The 16,428-nt window shown below is 70.2% G+C and carries 17 protein-coding genes; 14 read left to right on the forward strand and 3 right to left on the reverse strand.

Annotated features, from left to right (window positions below; all coding sequences use genetic code 11):
- Positions 1-68 precede the first annotated feature (68 nt).
- A complete protein-coding gene (locus ACOCEP_RS13630; RefSeq protein WP_482337561.1) occupies positions 69-767 on the reverse strand; it encodes a sigma-70 family RNA polymerase sigma factor in 699 nt (232 codons plus the stop codon).
- A gap of 293 nt (positions 768-1,060) precedes the next feature.
- Between ACOCEP_RS13630 and ACOCEP_RS13635 the strand changes: the two genes are divergently transcribed.
- From ACOCEP_RS13635 to ACOCEP_RS13665, 7 genes are all read left to right on the forward strand, one after another.
- On the forward strand, positions 1,061-2,545 hold the full coding sequence (locus tag ACOCEP_RS13635) for an AMP-binding protein (protein WP_482337562.1): 1,485 nt from the start codon (positions 1,061-1,063) through the stop codon (positions 2,543-2,545).
- 10 nt (positions 2,546-2,555) lie between these two features.
- Positions 2,556-2,792 (forward strand): glutaredoxin family protein, encoded by a 237-nt coding sequence (locus ACOCEP_RS13640; protein ID WP_482337563.1) that lies wholly within the window; start codon positions 2,556-2,558, stop codon positions 2,790-2,792.
- Positions 2,793-2,850: 58 nt separating this feature from the next.
- Positions 2,851-4,386, forward strand: coding sequence for a molybdopterin-dependent oxidoreductase (locus ACOCEP_RS13645; protein ID WP_482337564.1), 1,536 nt, complete (start codon positions 2,851-2,853; stop codon positions 4,384-4,386).
- Between the two features lie 250 nt (positions 4,387-4,636).
- A complete protein-coding gene (locus ACOCEP_RS13650; RefSeq protein WP_482337566.1) occupies positions 4,637-5,464 on the forward strand; it encodes a redox-sensing transcriptional repressor Rex in 828 nt (275 codons plus the stop codon).
- 1 nt (position 5,465) lies between these two features.
- On the forward strand, positions 5,466-6,779 hold the full coding sequence (locus tag ACOCEP_RS13655) for a glutamyl-tRNA reductase (protein ID WP_482337567.1): 1,314 nt from the start codon (positions 5,466-5,468) through the stop codon (positions 6,777-6,779).
- A complete protein-coding gene (gene hemC / locus ACOCEP_RS13660; protein WP_482337568.1) occupies positions 6,776-7,723 on the forward strand; it encodes a hydroxymethylbilane synthase in 948 nt (315 codons plus the stop codon). The genes ACOCEP_RS13655 and hemC overlap by 4 nt, the downstream gene beginning before the upstream one ends.
- 60 nt (positions 7,724-7,783) lie before the next feature.
- The gene (locus ACOCEP_RS13665) at positions 7,784-9,316 is read left to right on the forward strand and encodes a bifunctional uroporphyrinogen-III C-methyltransferase/uroporphyrinogen-III synthase (protein WP_034310603.1); all 1,533 of its coding nucleotides are present in this window, start codon (positions 7,784-7,786) and stop codon (positions 9,314-9,316) included.
- Positions 9,317-9,403: 87 nt separating this feature from the next.
- Here ACOCEP_RS13665 and ACOCEP_RS13670 read toward each other — a convergent pair whose 3' ends face one another.
- The gene (locus ACOCEP_RS13670; RefSeq protein ID WP_482337570.1) at positions 9,404-10,675 is read right to left on the reverse strand and encodes an Nramp family divalent metal transporter; all 1,272 of its coding nucleotides are present in this window, start codon (positions 10,673-10,675) and stop codon (positions 9,404-9,406) included.
- Positions 10,676-10,811: 136 nt separating this feature from the next.
- On the opposite strand from ACOCEP_RS13670, the gene hemB reads away from it, so the two are divergent.
- The 4 genes from hemB to ACOCEP_RS13690 are packed head-to-tail and all read left to right on the forward strand — an operon-like array spanning position 10,812 to position 13,143.
- A complete protein-coding gene (gene hemB / locus ACOCEP_RS13675) occupies positions 10,812-11,783 on the forward strand; it encodes a porphobilinogen synthase (protein WP_482337571.1) in 972 nt (323 codons plus the stop codon).
- A 10-nt stretch (positions 11,784-11,793) separates the two neighbouring features.
- Positions 11,794-12,345, forward strand: coding sequence for a hypothetical protein (locus tag ACOCEP_RS13680; RefSeq protein WP_482337572.1), 552 nt, complete (start codon positions 11,794-11,796; stop codon positions 12,343-12,345).
- Complete coding sequence (locus ACOCEP_RS13685; RefSeq protein WP_482337573.1) at positions 12,342-12,794, forward strand: hypothetical protein; 453 nt, start codon at positions 12,342-12,344, stop codon at positions 12,792-12,794. The genes ACOCEP_RS13680 and ACOCEP_RS13685 overlap by 4 nt, the downstream gene beginning before the upstream one ends.
- Entirely contained in the window at positions 12,772-13,143 is a 372-nt protein-coding gene (locus ACOCEP_RS13690; protein WP_482337574.1) for a hypothetical protein, read from the forward strand. The genes ACOCEP_RS13685 and ACOCEP_RS13690 overlap by 23 nt, the downstream gene beginning before the upstream one ends.
- Here the strand turns inward: ACOCEP_RS13690 and ACOCEP_RS13695 are convergent.
- The gene (locus ACOCEP_RS13695; RefSeq protein WP_482337575.1) at positions 13,140-13,631 is read right to left on the reverse strand and encodes a TspO/MBR family protein; all 492 of its coding nucleotides are present in this window, start codon (positions 13,629-13,631) and stop codon (positions 13,140-13,142) included. The genes ACOCEP_RS13690 and ACOCEP_RS13695 overlap by 4 nt on opposite strands.
- Positions 13,632-13,752: 121 nt before the next feature.
- Here ACOCEP_RS13695 and hemL point away from each other — a divergent pair, with 121 nt between their 5' ends.
- From hemL to ACOCEP_RS13710, 3 genes are read left to right on the forward strand one after another with little or no spacing between them, the layout of a single operon-like run.
- On the forward strand, positions 13,753-15,057 hold the full coding sequence (hemL, locus tag ACOCEP_RS13700) for a glutamate-1-semialdehyde 2,1-aminomutase (protein ID WP_482337577.1): 1,305 nt from the start codon (positions 13,753-13,755) through the stop codon (positions 15,055-15,057).
- Entirely contained in the window at positions 15,054-15,686 is a 633-nt protein-coding gene (locus tag ACOCEP_RS13705; RefSeq protein ID WP_482337578.1) for a histidine phosphatase family protein, read from the forward strand. Before hemL ends, ACOCEP_RS13705 begins: the two co-directional genes overlap by 4 nt.
- A complete protein-coding gene (locus ACOCEP_RS13710; protein ID WP_482337579.1) occupies positions 15,683-16,264 on the forward strand; it encodes a TlpA family protein disulfide reductase in 582 nt (193 codons plus the stop codon). Before ACOCEP_RS13705 ends, ACOCEP_RS13710 begins: the two co-directional genes overlap by 4 nt.
- The last annotated feature ends 164 nt before the right edge of the window (positions 16,265-16,428 follow it).

The raw sequence follows: 16,428 nt of genomic DNA on the forward strand, positions 1-16,428 counted from the left end.
AGCCCGGTCCTGACACCGGTCTGGCAGTGAAAACGAGCGGGGAGGCCCAAGGGTTACGGCGAGCGGGTTCACCGCAACCCGGTGGGCAGAAGTTGTGCCAAACGGCGTACCGCGCGGTGCTGAAGGGCCTTGATGGCGCCCTCGTTGCGCTTCATGATCGCCGCGGTCTCGGCGACCGACAGCCCCTGCATGAACCGCAGCACGATGCACTCGCGCTGATCCTCGCCGAGTTCGGCGACGCAACGCAGCAGTTCGGCCCGGGTGGCGCGGCTGATGGCCTGCTGTTCGGGCCCCGCGACCGCCTGCACCCCGACGTTCCCGATCGGCGCCCCGCTGGGCTCGGCGACCTCGTCGGTGACCACTTCGAGCCGGAACCGGCTCGACTTCACGTGGTCGAGGATGATGTTGCGCGCGATGGTGACGAACCAGGCGCCGACGTCACGCCCCTGGTAGCTCACCGTCGTGATGCGGCGAAGCGCGCGGAGGAACGTCTCGCTGGTGACGTCTTCGGCGAGGTCCCGGTCGCCGAGGCGGAACAGGACGTAGCGGTAGACGACGTCGACGTACCGGTCGTACAGCCGCCCGAACGCGGAGGTGTCGCCGCCTTGCGCGGCGCTGACCAGCTCCCACGCTTCGGCCTTCGCGGCTTCAGCGGCGTCCGAGCCTTCTTCCGCCTTGGGCCGGGCCGCGGGCGCCGCGGGGAAACCGCTCCGGCGGAGGATGTGGCCCGCCAGCATCGAGACGGGGTTCGGCGCGGGAAGAGTCACGGTCCACCTCCCGTTCCGGACAGGGAGGACCGGCCCGCATGTCCCACCGCCGCGTGGGCCTGCAAGATCTGCACGTCCGGACTCCCTTTCTCACCATCGAGTGATCAACACCACTCGACGACGCACAGCAGCATACGTGTAGTTACCGCGAAGTAGGTAGCGGTGCCGGGGTTACGGAACTGCGACGAAAGCGAGTGACCCCCATGACGGTGGCCGGGATGACAAACTGGCAACGCCGTTCACTCCAGGGAAGAGGTTCGCAGTTGAGCGCGGAGCAGGTTGCCGATGCAAGTGTGCCCACTTTGCTCGCCGAGGCCGCTCGTCAGTGGCCGGGCAAGGCGGCCGTCCAGGAGACCGGCGGAGGTGTCGCGCTGACCTGGTCGCAACTCGACAACGCCGCCCACACGCTGGCCCGCGCCCTGCTCGACGCGGGAATCGAGCGCGGCGACCGGGTGGCGTTGCGGCTGCCGACGTCGGCCGCGTTCGCCGTCTCGCTGTTCGGGGCGCTCCGGGCGGGCGCGGTGGTCGTCCCGATCTCGCCGCAGGGGCCGGCGGCGGAGCTGAACGGGCTGCTGGAGCACAGCGGCGCCCGGCTCGTCCTCGAACGCGAACCCACCGAGGAACTCCCCGACGGGGTGACAAGCCTCTCACCGGCTGTTACCTCGGATGGAGCAGCTGAACCGGTCGACGCGTCCGGCGCCGGTGAGGACATAGCGGTCATCTCGTACACCTCGGGCACGACCGGCCCGCCGCGCGGCGTGATGCTGTCGCACCGGGCGCTGCTCGCCAACCTCGACCAGCTGAGCCGGATCACCCCGGCTCCGCTCGTACACGGCGACCGCGTGCTCATCACCATCCCGTTGTTCCACGTCTACGGCCTCGGCCCCGGCCTGCTGCAGACCACGGCGGCCGGCGCGACGGCGATCCTGTCCGAGCGTTTCCTCGCCGAGCGCACGCTGGCCGACTGCGCCGAGTACCGCGTGACGTCGATCGCCGGCGTTCCCGCGATGTACGCCGAGTTCGCCGCGATGGACCCGGAAGAACTCGGCCGGGGCCTGTCCACCGTCCGGCGGATGACCTCGGGCGCGGCGCCGCTGCACCCCAAGATCCTCACCGCGCTGCGCGGCGCCACCGGACTCGACGTCTACGAGGGCTACGGCCTCACCGAATGCGCGCCGGTGGTCACCACGACCCTGGTCACCGGCTATCCGAAGCCCGGTTCGGTCGGGCGGCCGCTGCCCGGCGTCGAGCTCCGGCTGGTCGACAGCGACGGCGACGCGGAGCCCGTCCCGCTCGACCCGGACGACCTCGGTGACGCCTTCGACGAGGACGGCGGCACCGGTCTCGTGTCGATCCGCGGCGCGAACCTGTTCTCCGGTTACTGGCCCGACGGCTCGTACGGTCCCGACGAGGAAGGCTGGTTCCGCACCGGCGACGTCGGCTATCTCGACACCGACGGCGACCTGCACCTGGTGGACCGCGCCAACGACCTGATCATCGTCAACGGTTTCAACGTCTTCCCGCACGAGGTCGAGAACGTGATTTCGATGCTGGACGAGGTCGTCGAGGCGGGCGTCGTCGGCGTCGTCGACGAACGGACCGGTGAGGCGGTGAAGGCCGTCGTCGTCCCCGCGCCGGGCGCTTCGCTGTCGGAACAGCAGGTCGTCGAGCACTGCGCGGAGCATCTGGCCGGGTACAAGGTGCCGCATACCGTCGAGTTCGCCGAGTCTCTGCCACATTCCGCCACCGGGAAGCTGCGCCGGATGCGCCTCAGGTAAGGATGAGGCCATGGCGCATCACGTGACCGTCATGACCCGCACGGGTTGCCACCTGTGCGAGGTCGCGGAACAGGACATCGAGCGGATCTGCGGCGAGCTGGGCGTCGCCTGGTCGGCCCAGGACGTCGACAGCGACTCCGAATGGCGGGCCGAATACGGCGACCGGGTGCCGGTGATCCTGATCGACGACGCCGAGCACGGCTACTGGCGTGTCGAAGAGGACAGGCTCCGGAAAGCCCTGGCGTAACACACTCGTAAGGGGCGATCGGCCGCCCCGATGGCCGATTCGCTCCGAAGATGGAGTCGTGGACGACGAACGCAGGCTCACCTTCCCGCAAGCCGCGCTGACCGGGCTCCTGTCCCTGGCGGCCGCCCTCGGCGTGGGGCACCTCGTCGCGGGCTTCGTCGGCTACACGGCCTCGCCGTTCGTCGCCGTCGCGAACTTCGTCATCGACCACAGCCCGCACGCGGTGGTCGCCTGGGCCGAGCAGACGCTGGAGACCTGGGACAAGGTCGTCCTCAAGATCGGCCTCGCCGTCGTGCTGGTGCTGTTCGCGCTGCTCGCCGGACAGCTCTCGCGCCGCACTCCGCTGCCCGGCCAGGTGATCGTCGGCGTCCTCGGCGCGGCGGGCGTCGCCGCCGTCTTCGTGCGCACCGACCTCGGGCAGATCGCGCTGCTGGCGCCGGTGATCGCCACCGTCGTCGCGCTGATCGTGTTCAGGCGGTTGCAGTCGTTCTTCCGCCCGAGGGTGTTCTTCGACGAGCGTGAAGGCGAGGGCCCGGACCGGCGGAAGGTGCTGATCACCGGCGTGTCCGTCGCGGCGGGGGCCGGTGTCGCCGCGCTGACCGGTCAGATCGTCGGGACCAGGAAGAACGCGGAGGAGTCGCGGGCCGCCGTCGGCAGGCTCGTCGCGGCGAGGACCGCGCCGCCGATACCGCCCGACGCGGATTTCGCGAAGCTCGGCACCCCGCCGTACATCACTCCTTCGAAGGATTTCTATCGGATCGACACGGCGCTGGTGGTTCCGCAGGTCCGCACCGAGGACTGGAGCCTCCAGATCCGCGGGATGGTCGAGCGCGAAGTCACCTATCGGTATGAAGACCTCCGCTCGCGGCCGCTGATCGAACGCGACGTCACCCTGTGCTGCGTCTCCAACGAGGTCGGCGGCCCGTACATCTCCAACGCGCGCTGGATCGGCATCGACCTGCGCGACCTGCTGAACGAAGCCGGCGTGAAACCCGGCGCCGAGCAGATGTTCGCGACCAGCGTCGACGGCTGGACCTGCGGAACCCCGGTCGATGCCGCCCTGGATCCGCGACGCGGCGCGATGCTCGCCCTCGGCATGGACGGCGAACCGCTCCCGATCGAGCACGGCTTCCCCGCCCGGATCGTGATCCCCGGGCTCTACGGCTACGTGTCCGCCACGAAATGGGTCACCGAGCTGGAGATCACCACGTGGGACGAGCGCCAGGCGTACTGGCTCGGCCGCGGCTGGGCCAAGGAGGCGCCGGTGAAGACGCAGTCGCGGATCGACGCGCCCGGCTCGGCGGTGAACGCGGGCAAGGTCGTGGTGTCCGGGACGGCGTGGGCGCAGCACACCGGTGTCGCGAAGGTCGAAGTCCGGGTCGATCAGGGGCCGTGGCAGGAGGCCGTCCTGTCGGCGGAGACCTCGAAGGACACCTGGCGGATGTGGTGGACCGAGGTCCAGGTCGCCGCTGGTCAGCACGAGATCGCAGTCCGGGCGACGGATCAGTCGGGCTACACGCAGACGCAGGAACGCGCCGGAACGGTCCCGGACGGCGCCACGGGCTGGCACACGGTGTCGGTCAACGCGCGCTAGAACGCGCGTGAAGGCCCCCTTCACGCGGCTCAGCCGAGGGAAGGAGGCCTTCACGCGGGAAAGGAGCGGGTGTGGGGTGCGTCATCCCCTCTACCTGTGACTTTGTGCCTGCGTTCACAAGTGGCTACCGTAGATACGTCGCCTCCGAAAGCGCCCGGCATCGAACCGGACTCAGCGCCGCGGGTCAAGAGCCGATTTCCAGGTTCGGGCGATTCATGTCGTCAGCAGGGACCAGAGGGAGCGGACAAGCGTGGTGTCGCAACGAGGCCGGCGCACCCGGGTGACACCGGACGCCGACAACGCGCCCACCGCGGAGATGCCGGCCGTCGAGGCCACCGCCGAACCGGAAGCGGTCCGCGCGAAGTCGATCCCCGAAGCCGCCGTCGCCCGCCTCGCCGTGTACCTCCGTGTCCTCTCCGGGCTGGCCGAGCAGGGCGCGACGACGATCTCCAGCGAGGAGCTCTCGCAGGCCGCGGGCGTCAACTCCGCGAAACTGCGCAAGGACCTGTCCTACCTCGGCTCGTACGGCACCCGCGGCGTCGGCTACGACGTCCAGGTCCTGGTCAGCCAGATCGAGCGGATCCTCGGCCTGACCCGCAAACACAAGGTCGCCGTGGTCGGCATCGGTAACCTCGGGCACGCGCTGGCGAACTACGGCGGGTTCCCCGGCCGCGGATTCCCGGTCGAGGCGCTGTTCGACCTCGACCCCGATCTGGTCGGCGTCCCGGTCGGCGGGCTCCCGGTCTCGCATCTCGACGAGATCCCCAAGGTCTGCGCCGAACGGCAGATCTCCATCGGCGTCATCGCCACTCCGCCCACCGCCGCGCAGTCGGTCTGCGACCGGCTCGTCGCAGGTGGCGTGCAGTGCATCCTGAATTTCGCCCCGGTGGTGTTGCAGGTTCCGGCACATATCGAGGTGCGCAAGGTCGATCTCGCGGTCGAACTGCAGATCCTGTCGTTCCACGTCGCTCGCCGCGCCGATCTGGCCGCTAACGGCAACGGCGGAGCAGACGGTGGCCCTCCGGGCGCCGACAATGGCAGCGTGAACGGCCACGGCAACGGAATGGTGGTGCGCTGAAATGAGCGTGTTGGCGGTCGGGCTCTCGCACCGCAGTGCCGAGCTGAGCACCCTGGAACGCGTCGCGGTCCCCGCGACCGACGTGACCAAGGTGCTCCACGAACTGCAGCAGGCCGAGCACGTCAGCGAAGCGATCCTCGTCTCGACCTGCAACCGCATCGAGGTCTACGCCGTCGTCGAGACCTTCCACGGTGGCCTGAACGACGTTTCCGACGTGCTGGCCCGCCAGGCCGGGGTGCAGCCCGCGGATCTCTACGACTCGCTGTACGTGCACTACGCGGGCGCCGCGATCGAGCACCTGTTCTCGGTCACCTCCGGGCTGGACTCGATGGTCGTCGGCGAGACGCAGATCCTCGGCCAGATCCGGTCGTCGTACGCCACCGCGCGGGAGGCGGGCACCGTCGGCCGCACGCTGCACGAGCTGATCCAGACGACACTGCGGGTCGGCAAACGCGTCCACACCGAGACCGGCCTGGACCAGCTGGGCGCGTCGGTGGTCTCCGAGGCGCTGGCCGCGGCCGGCGACATCGCCGGCAAGCACGCCCTGATCGTCGGCGCCGGCTCGATGGGCGCGCTGACCGCGTCCCAGCTGCGCAAATCCGGGATCGGCGAGATCACCATCGCCAACCGCACCGAGGCCAGGGCCGCCCGCCTCGCCGCCGCGAGCGTCGAGCAGGGAGTGCCCGCGAAGGCCGTCCAGATGAGCGGGATCGCGGACGCGGTCGCCGAGGCGGACGTCGTCGTCTGCTGCACCGGCGCGCAGGCCGCGGTCTTCACCGCCGCGCACGTCCCGGCCCGCGCCGGGCGCCCGCTGGTCGTCTGCGACCTCGGCCTCCCGCGCGACGTCGACCACGACGTCGCCGAGCTGGCCGACGTGACCGTGGTCGATCTCGAGACCATCCAGCGCCGCATGCGGGAAGCGGGCACCCCGACCACCGAACGGCAGACCGCGAAGGCCACCGGCATCGTGCTCGACGAGGTGCGCGAGTACCTCGCCGGTCAGCGCAGCGCCGAGGTCACCCCGACGGTGACGGCGCTGCGGCGCCGGGCGGCCGAGGTGGTCGACGCCGAACTGCTGCGGCTGGACAACCGCCTGCCGGATCTCGAACCCGGGGTCCGCGAGGAGGTCGGCCGCACGGTCCGCCGCGTGGTCGACAAGCTGCTCCACGCGCCGACGGTGCGGGTCAAGCAGCTGGCCGCCGAGACGGCCGACACCGATTACGCCAACGCGCTGCGCGAGCTGTTCTGCCTCGACCCGCAGGCGCCCGCCGCGGTGGCGAGTCCCACCGCTACGAAAGACAGTGATCATCAGTGAGCAGAGTCATCCGCATCGGGACACGCGGCAGCAAACTCGCCCTCGCACAGACCGGCACCATCGCCGACGCCCTGCGCGCCACCGGAGCCGAGGTCGAGCTCGTCACCGTGACCACCCCGGGCGACAAATCGTCCGCACCGATCCCGACGATCGGGGTCGGCGTCTTCACTTCCGCGCTGCGCGAAGCCTTGCTGCGCGAGGAAGTCGACGTCATCGTGCACTCGTACAAGGACCTGCCGACGAAGCCGGAGCCGGGCATCACGCTCGCCGCCGTGCCGCGCCGCGAGGACCCGCGTGACGCGCTGATCGCCCGCGACGGGCTGACGCTGGGCGAGCTTCCGCCCGGCTCGACCGTCGGCACCGGCTCGCCGCGGCGGACCGCGCAGCTGCGCGCGCTCGGTCTCGGTTTGGAAATCGTGCCGATCCGAGGCAATATCGACACCCGCATGCGCAAGGTGAGCGACGGAGAGCTCGACGCCGTCGTCCTGGCGCGTGCCGGGCTGGCCAGGATCGGCCGGGCGGAGGAGATCACCGAGACCCTCGACCCGATCCAGATGCTGCCCGCGCCCGCACAGGGCGCGCTGGCGGTGGAGTGCCGGACCGGTGACGTGGACATCGAGCATCTGCTCGGGTCCACAGTGGACGATGAAGGCACCCGTGCCGTGGCGACCGCCGAACGGGCGTTGCTCGCGGCGCTGGAAGCCGGGTGCAGCGCACCGGTCGGAGCGCTGGCGGAGATCGTCGAGGACCTGGACGCCGAAGGGCGGGTCGTCGAGCGGATCTCGTTGCGGGGCACCGCCGCCGTCGAAGGGGACGGGGACGCGGTCGACATGGTGCGCGCTTCCGCGCTCGCCGACAAGCACGAAGCCGATCGGCTCGGCCGGACACTGGCCGCCGAGCTGCTCGACCTGGGGGCCGGTGCGCTGTCCGGCCCCGCCCAGTGAGTCAGAACGTTGAAGGTAGGGCCGCGCTCGACTGCGGCCGCTCAAGAGGAGAACGCACAGATGACCCCCGCGCGTAAGACCACCGGGCGTGTCGCCTTCGTGGGCTCGGGCCCCGGTGACGCCGGTCTGCTGACCGTCCGCGCTCAGGAGCTGCTCGCCAAGGCCGAGGTCGTGGTGACCGACCCGGACGTCCCTGCCGGCGTCCTGGCCTTCGCCGCCGAAGGCGCCGAAGTGCGCCCCGCCGTCGGCGAGGCCACCGAGGTCGCCAAGGACCTGGTGAACGAGGCCAAGGCCGGACGGCTGGTGCTCCGGCTCATCGCCGGTGACCCGCTGACCCAGCCCGCCGTCGTCGCCGAGGTGCAGGCCGTTTCCCGGACCAGCGCCGTGTTCGACATCATCCCGGGCGTCTCGCCCGGCGCGGCCGTCCCGGCGTACGCCGGTGTCGCGCTCGGTGGCACGCACACCGAGGTCGACGTCCGCGGCGACGTCGAGTGGGCCGCGCTGGCCGCCACCCCCGGCCCGATCGTGCTGCACGCGACGTCGGCGCACCTGGCCGAGGCCGCGTCCGCGCTGACCGAGCACGGGCTGGCGCCGACCACCCCGGTCGCGGTGACGTCCAACGGCACCATCAACACCCAGCGCACCCTGGACACCACGCTGGCCACCGTCGCGAACGAGGCGGGCGAGCTCGTCGGCCCGCTCATCGTGACCATCGGCCAGGCCGTCGGCCAGCGTTCGAAGCTGTCGTGGTGGGAGTCGCGCGCGCTGTACGGCTGGAAGGTCCTGGTGCCGCGCACCAAGGAGCAGGCCGGTGAGATGGCGGAGCGGCTTCGCGGCCACGGCGCCACCTCGCACGAGGTCCCGACCATCTCGGTCGAGCCGCCGCGCAGCCCCGCGCAGATGGAGCGTTCGGTCAAGGGTCTGGTCGACGGCCGCTACCAGTGGATCGTCTTCACCTCGACCAACGCCGTCCGCGCGGTGTGGGAGAAGTTCGAGGAGTTCGGCCTCGACGCCCGCGCCTTCTCCGGCGTGAAGATCGCCTGCGTCGGCGAATCGACCGCCGCGAAGGTGCGCTCGTTCGGCATCATCCCCGAGCTGATCCCGGAGGGCGAGCAGTCCTCGGAGGGTCTCCTCGCCGAGTTCCCGCCGTACGACGACGTGCTCGACCCGGTCGACCGCGTGCTGCTGCCGCGGGCGGACATCGCCACCGAGACCCTTTCGGCCGGCCTGCGCGAACGCGGCTGGGAGATCGACGACGTGACCGCGTACCGCACCGTCCGGGCCGCGCCGCCGCCCGCCGAGACCCGCGAGATGATCAAGACCGGCGGTTTCGACGCGGTCTGCTTCACCTCGTCCTCGACCGTGCGGAACCTCGTCGGCATCGCCGGCAAGCCGCACACCCGCACGCTGGTCGCGTGCATCGGCCCGAAGACCGCGGAGACCGCCGTGGAGTTCGGGCTGCGGGTCGACGTCCAACCCGAGAAGGCCGACGTCCCGCACCTGGTCGACGCGCTCGCCGAGCACGCCGCCCGGCTCCGTGCCGAAGGCGCGCTCCCGCCGCCTCGCAAGGCGAAGCGGGCTCGCCGCTCCTGACGGTCGCTTGAAGTACGTGAAGGCCCCCTTCATTGCGCTAGACGCAGTGAAGGGGGCCTTCACGTACTTGGGCCGCAGGGTGCGGCCTCAGCTGAAGAACTTCACGACCTCCGTGTACGCCAGGTACGCGAACATCGCCAGGCACACGCCCAGCAGCCCGTTCGACAGCCATCGCGAGCGCCCTTCCCGCGGCACCCGCGAGGTGTTCAGCAGCACCAGCAGGGTCGCCGCCAGGAACGGCATGAACAACGCGCCCAGCACGCCGTAGATCACGGTGAGCTGGAACGGCTGGTCAAGGAACAGCAACGCCATCGGCGGAAAGGTCAGCCACAGCACGTATCCCCGGTACGCGGCACTGCGCTCACCGGCCTTCTTCTCATACGTCTCAACGCTTTCCGTCGCGTCCTTGGGCAGCCGCAGGATGCGCCACCAGTCCGCGAACAGCAGGCTCACGCCGTGCCAGACCCCGATCACCGACGTGAACGAGACGGCGAAGAAGCCGATGAGGAACGGGATCCGCGCCCACTGCCCGTAGTCCGCGGCGAGGGTGTCGCCGAGGAACAGCAGCCCCTTGTCACCCGAGATGATCTTCTGGCCCAGCAGCAGTTCCGCGCCGACGATCAGCATCGCGATCACGAAGATCCCGGTCATGACGTACCCGACGGCGTTGTCCGTGCGCATCATCGGCAGCCACTTCGCCGAGCGCCAGCCCTTCGCGAGGGTCCAGTAGCCGTACGCCGCCATGGTGATCGTGCCGCCGACGCCACCGACCAGGCCGAGGACGTAGACGAGCGAGCCGTCGGGCAGGGTCGGGACGGCGCCCTTGAACAGTTCGGCGAAGTCCGGCACGACGAGGATCGCGGTGCCGACCACGGTCACGAACATGACGCCGGTGAGCACCGTCATCAGTTTCTCGATGATCGCGTAGCGCCCGAACCACACCAGCGCGAAGCCGAGCAGGCCGCAGATCATCGCCCAGTACCGCACCGAAATCGCCGGGAAGAGCGCGTTCAGCGGCAGGCCCGACGCGGACATCGCGGTCGCGCCGTAGACGAAGCCCCAGATCACCGCGTAGATCCCGAAGTAGATCAGCGCCCAGATCCCCAGCGTCCGCCAGCCGGACAGGATCGTCCGGCCCGAGGTCAGATGCCAGCGGCCGACGGCTTCGGCCAGCGCGAGTTTGAAGATCGTGCCGACGAGCACCGCCCACAGCAGCGTGTACCCGAAGCGCGATCCGGCCACCATCGTCGCGACGAGGTCGCCCGCGCCGACCCCGGTCGCCGCGGCCATGATCCCTGGCCCGACCTGGCGCAGCCGTGCGCGCCAGCCGACGGGCGGTTCTTCCAGTTGGTCGGTCACCGTTGAACTCGACATGAAGGGGAAGGTAACCCACGTCACAGGACGCGGGAATCGGACAAAGGTGACTCTTTACCGTTCCTTAGGAAAGGTTCGGCCGTTCACCGCCGCTCAAGCGGGCGGGAGTACCGTCGTGAGGGTGTTTCCCGAACATCGTCCCCGCAGGCTCCGTACCACTCCGGCGATGCGCAGGCTGGTCGGTGAGACGACGCTGCGCCCACGTCAGCTGATCCTCCCGATGTTCGTGGCCGAGGGCGCCGAGACGCCCCGCCCGATCTCCAGCATGCCCGGGGTCGTCCAGCACACCCGCGACACGCTGCGCAAAGCCGCCGTCGACGCGGTCAACGCCGGCGTCGGCGGCCTGATGCTGTTCGGCATCCCGAAGACGCGGGACGCCGAGGGCTCCGGCGCGATCGACCCGGACGGCATCCTCAACGTCGCCCTGCGCGACCTGAGGTCCGAGCTCGGCGACGCGACGGTCCTGATGGCGGACACGTGTCTCGACGAGTTCACCGACCACGGCCACTGCGGCGTCCTGGACGCCGACGGCGGTGTCGACAACGACGCCACCCTCCGCGTGTACGCGGAAATGGCACTGGCGCAGGTGGAAGCGGGCGCGCACCTGCTCGGCCCGAGCGGCATGATGGACGGCCAGGTCGGCGTCATCCGCGGTGCGCTGGACCGCGCCGGGCACACCGACGCCGGGATCCTCGCGTACTCGGCCAAGTTCGCCAGCGCGTTCTACGGTCCCTTCCGCGAGGCCGTCGATTCGCAGCTGAAGGGCGACCGGAAGACCTACCAGCAGGATCCGGGCAACGTACGTGAGGCGCTGCGCGAGATCGAGCTGGACATCGCCGAGGGCGCCGACATGGTCATGGTCAAGCCCGCGCTGTCCTATCTGGACGTCATCAGGGCCGCCGCCGAGGCGTCGCCGGTTCCCGTCGCGGCCTACAACATCTCGGGCGAGTACGCGATGGTCGAGGCCGCCGCCGCGAACGGCTGGCTCGACCGCGAGCGCACGATCCTCGAGGTGCTGACCTCGATCCGCCGCGCGGGCGCCGACATGATCCTGACGTACTGGGCCGCCGAAGCCGCAGCTTGGCTGGACTAGGCTGCCTCGCGTGAGCGACAGCAGAGCCGACGAAACGGACGACGAGCGCCGCAAGCGGGGGATGTCACCGGACCCGATCCTGCCGGGCCAGAAGCCGCCGAAGATCACCGTGCCGAAGCCGGTCGCGATCTCGTTCTGGCTGTGGATCGTCGCCGGTGTCGTCCTGGTGGCCGGGCAGATCGCCCTGCTGGTGCTGAAGGACGAGCTGACCGAGGGGATCCTCAAGCAGATCAGGGAGAACCCGGTTCCCGGGCAGCCCGCCGATCCGGCGCAGGTCGCTTCCGGCGTGAACACCCTGCTGTGGATGCTGTTCGGCGGCGCGCTCACCTTCGCGGTCCTGTTCGCCCTGTTCGCGTACAAGGCCCGCGAGGGAACGCGGTCGGCCAGGACGGTCCTCACCGTGGGCGCGGTCTTCCTGGTCCTGGTGGAGCTGCTGATCCTGCGCGGTTCGCTCAACGTGTTCCTGCTGGTGTCCACGTTGCTGGTGGCGATCGCGCTGGTGCTCATGTACCTGCCCAGCGTCGCCGACCACTTCCCGAAGGTCGGGCGCACGCTGCCATGACGTCCGAGCCGACCCGCTACGACGAACCCGGCGTCGGCTGGACGGCTTTGCTGTGGGCGCCGCTGTTCGCGCTCGCCGGGCTGCTCGCGGAGCTGGCGACGGGCGGCCCGGTCCACTGGCTCGCCTGGATCCTGGTCGCGGTGGGGCTGGTGGCGATCACCGTGCCCTGGGTGTACGCGCGCCGCCGGTATCTCTCGCTCGAAGTCACACCGGAGGGCTACCGGCAGGGCAAGGAAACGCTGGAGGCGGCCCGGATCGCCGAAGTCCTCGAAGACGAGGCTCCGGTCGGCTCGCGTGTCCTCGGGGGTGGCTGGACGATCCCCAAGAAGTTCGGCGAAGTCGGCTTGAAACTCGAAGACGGCGTTTTCGTGCGCGCCTGGGCCAAGGACCCGGACGCACTCCGCGCGGCTCTCGGGGAATTGGTACGTGCCCGCACCACAGAGTCATGAGAAACTGCTCACCGTGATCGACCTTCCCCAGCCGACCGGCGCCGATCTGTGGCCACCGGAGGAGTCCCGGCGCGAAGCCCGGCTGCACAAACCCCTGCGCGCCGTGGTGGGGGCGGTCGAACTGATCCTCGCCGCGCTCGCCGTGTGGGCTTCCTTCGCGTGCTGGAAGGCCGGTGTCGTCCCGGTCGTGATCACCTACGGCGAAACGACGCTCGAATCGCAGCGCTACTTCGGTGGACCGCTCGCCGGAGCCATCGGGCTGGGCGTGCTGGCCGCGATCCTGGTGGTGGACGCGATCCGCCAGTTCCTGCTCGCCGTCCGGGCCAAGGGCCGCAAGCGCAAGGACTAGTTGAGCCAGACGACCGCGGCGTTGACCGCGGTCGAGAACAGCAGCCACAGCAGATACGGCACGAGCAGCCAGGCCGCGAGTTTCGACCGGCGGCCGAACTCCGCCATCGTGATCGGCACGACGAAGTCGAGGACGACGACGTCGGCCAGCGCGAGGACGTGCGCGCCGCCGGCGAAGAACAGCGGCGTCCACAGCAGGGTCAGCAGCAGGCAGACACCGTAGAAGGCGAAGCCGCGCGTTTCACCGTCCGTGCGCCAGTAGAACCAGCCCGCGAAGGCGACCAGGAGCAGCAGGACCGACCACATCGGGCCGTAGAGCCAGCCCGGCGGCGCCCACGAGGGGCGGGCCAGCGCGTTGTGCGTCTCGGTGCGGGTGGCGACCGCCAGCCCGGCCACGATCCCCACGATCGCCGCCATGGCGACGAACCCGGCCAAGGCCTGCCAGCGCAGGCGACGGTGGTGGGTCGGTGGAGACGGCACCGTGGACACGTGGATTCCTCCGCGAGGTTTTCGACGGGAGTGCTCCCACCCTAGTGGGCCTGGTCACGCCGTGCCCGGAACAGACACGACCTAGCGGCGGGTGTCCTCGGCGATTTGCGAGACTGGGGAAGTGACTACCGGAGTCGATCAGTCCAAGGCATGGTTCGAACGAGCGAAGGCCGTGGTCCCGGGCGGGGTGAACTCCCCGGTGCGGGCCTTCAACTCCGTCGGCGGAACCCCGCGGTTCATGGTGCGCGGTGAGGGTCCGTACCTCTGGGACGCCGACGGCAACCGCTACGTCGATCTGGTCTCCTCGTGGGGCCCGATGATCCTCGGGCACGCGCATCCGGACGTCGTCTCCGCCGCCCGCGAAGCCGCTGTCGACGGCCTGTCGTTCGGCACCCCGACGCGCGGTGAGGTCGAGCTCGCCGAGGAGATCATCGGCCGCGTCGAGCCGGTGGAGCAGGTGCGCCTGGTCAACTCCGGCACCGAGGCGACGATGAGCGCGATCCGGCTGGCCAGGGGGTTCACCGGCCGGGCGAAGATCATCAAGTTCGCGGGCTGCTACCACGGCCACGTCGACGCGTTGCTCGCCGAAGCGGGCTCCGGCGTCGCGACCCTCGGCCTCCCGACGTCGCCCGGGGTCACCGGCGCGCAGGCGGCCGACACGATCGTCTTGCCCTACAACGACCTCGACGCGGTCCGTAAGTCCTTTGTGGACAACCCGGAAGCGATCGCCGCGATCATCACCGAAGCCGCGGCCGGCAACATGGGCGCCGTCGCCCCGGCCGACGGGTTCAACGCCGGGCTCAAGGAGATCGCGCGCGAGCACGGCGCGCTGCTGATCATGGACGAGGTGATGACCGGGTTCCGCGTCTCGAAGGCGGGCTGGTTCGGCCTCGAAGGTGTCGCCGGCGACCTGTACACCTTCGGCAAGGTGATGTCGGGTGGGCTGCCCGCGGCGGCCTTCGGCGGCCGCGCCGACGTGATGGCGAAGCTCGCTCCTGGCGGGCCGGTCTACCAGGCGGGGACGCTGTCGGGGAACCCCGTCGCCGTCGCCGCCGGGCTCGCGACGCTGCGCGCGGCCGACGACGCCGTGTACGCGGCCCTCGACGCCAACGCGAAGCGGCTCGGCGACCTGTTCGACCGATCGCTGACCGAGGCGGGCGTCACGCACACCGTGCAGTACGCGGGCAACCTCGTCAGCGTGTTCTTCAGCGAGAACCCGGTGACGAACTACCCGGGCGCGCAGGCCTCGGAGACCTGGCGGTTCCCGGCGTTCTTCCACGCGTTGCTGGACAACGGCGTGTACGCGCCGCCGAGCGCGTACGAGGCGTGGTTCGTCAACGCGGCCATGGGCGACGCCGAGTTCGAGATCATCGAGTCCGCACTGCGCGTGGCCGCCCGCGCCGCCGCCGAGGCGGTCCAGGCGTGAGCGCGACGACGATCGTGCACCTGCTTCGCCACGGTGAGGTGCACAACCCGGACAAGATCCTGTACGGCCGTCTGCCCGGCTTCAAGCTCTCCGACCGCGGACAGCGTCAGGCGCTGACGGTCGCCGAGGCCGTCGCGAAGCACGACATCACCCACGTGGTCGCTTCGCCGCTTCAGCGCGCGCAGGAGACCGCCGCGCCGATCGCCGCCGCGCACCGCCTCGACGTCGACACCGACGACCGGCTCATCGAGGCGGACAACCAGTTCGAGGGGGAGCGGGTCGCCGTCGGCGATGGCGCCCTTCGTCAGCCGAAGCACTGGCCGAAGCTGGTCAACCCGTTCCGGCCGTCGTGGGGCGAGCCGTACGTCGAGATCGCGCACCGCATGCTCGGCGCGATTCACCGCGCGCGGCGGGCGGCCGAGGGCCACGAGGCGCTGTGCGTCTCGCACCAGCTGCCGATCTGGACCGTGCGGCGCTTCCTGGAGGCGAAGCGGCTCTGGCACGACCCGCGCAACCGGCAGTGCTCGCTCGCGTCGCTGACCAGCCTGGTCTTCGAAGGCGAGGAACTCGTGCGGATCGTCTACAGCGAGCCCGCGGGCACGACCGACCCGAAGGTGACCGGCGCATGAAGCGACTCGCGGCGGCCGTCGTCGGGCTGGCGCTCGTCGTCACCGGCTGCACCACCGGCAAGGACGCCGTCGTCACCGGCGGCTCGTTCAACTTCGTTTCGCCGGGCGGGAAGGTCGACATCACCTACGACGTCGCGGAGCGCCAGCCGTCGCCGACGCTGTCCGGCGACGACCTGATGAACGAGGGCAAGCAGCTCTCGATCGCGGACTTCCCCGGCAAGGTCATCGTGCTGAACCTGTGGGGCCAGTGGTGCGGGCCGTGCCGCGTCGAGGCGCCGGAGATGCAGAAGGTCTACGACCAGACCAAGGCGTCCGGCGTCCAGGTGATCGGGATCGACCTGCGGGACAACGACCGGTCGGCGCCGCAGGATTTCATGCGGGACCGGAAGCTGACGTACCCGTCGATCTACGACCCGTCGGGGCGGACGCTGCTGCAGCTCTCGGGCTATCCGCGCAACATCATCCCGTCGACGATCGTGCTGGACAAACAGCACCGCGTCGCCGCGGTGTTCCTGCGGGAGCTGCTGGCGTCGGACCTGCAGCCCGTCGTGGAACGCCTGGCCGCCGAACCCGCCTGACCCCTCCCGGATCGCGTTCAGCCCGCTAAACGCGATCCGGGCGCTGAAGGGGACTTTCCCCACATCTGACGCGGTGAAGGCCCCCTTTGTCGCGTCAAATGCGGTGAAGGACGCTTTCAGCCCACCGGGACCAAGGTCCTGACCGGGTGCGACGTAGGTCCCGT

This window comes from Amycolatopsis sp. CA-211722, assembly GCF_056828465.1.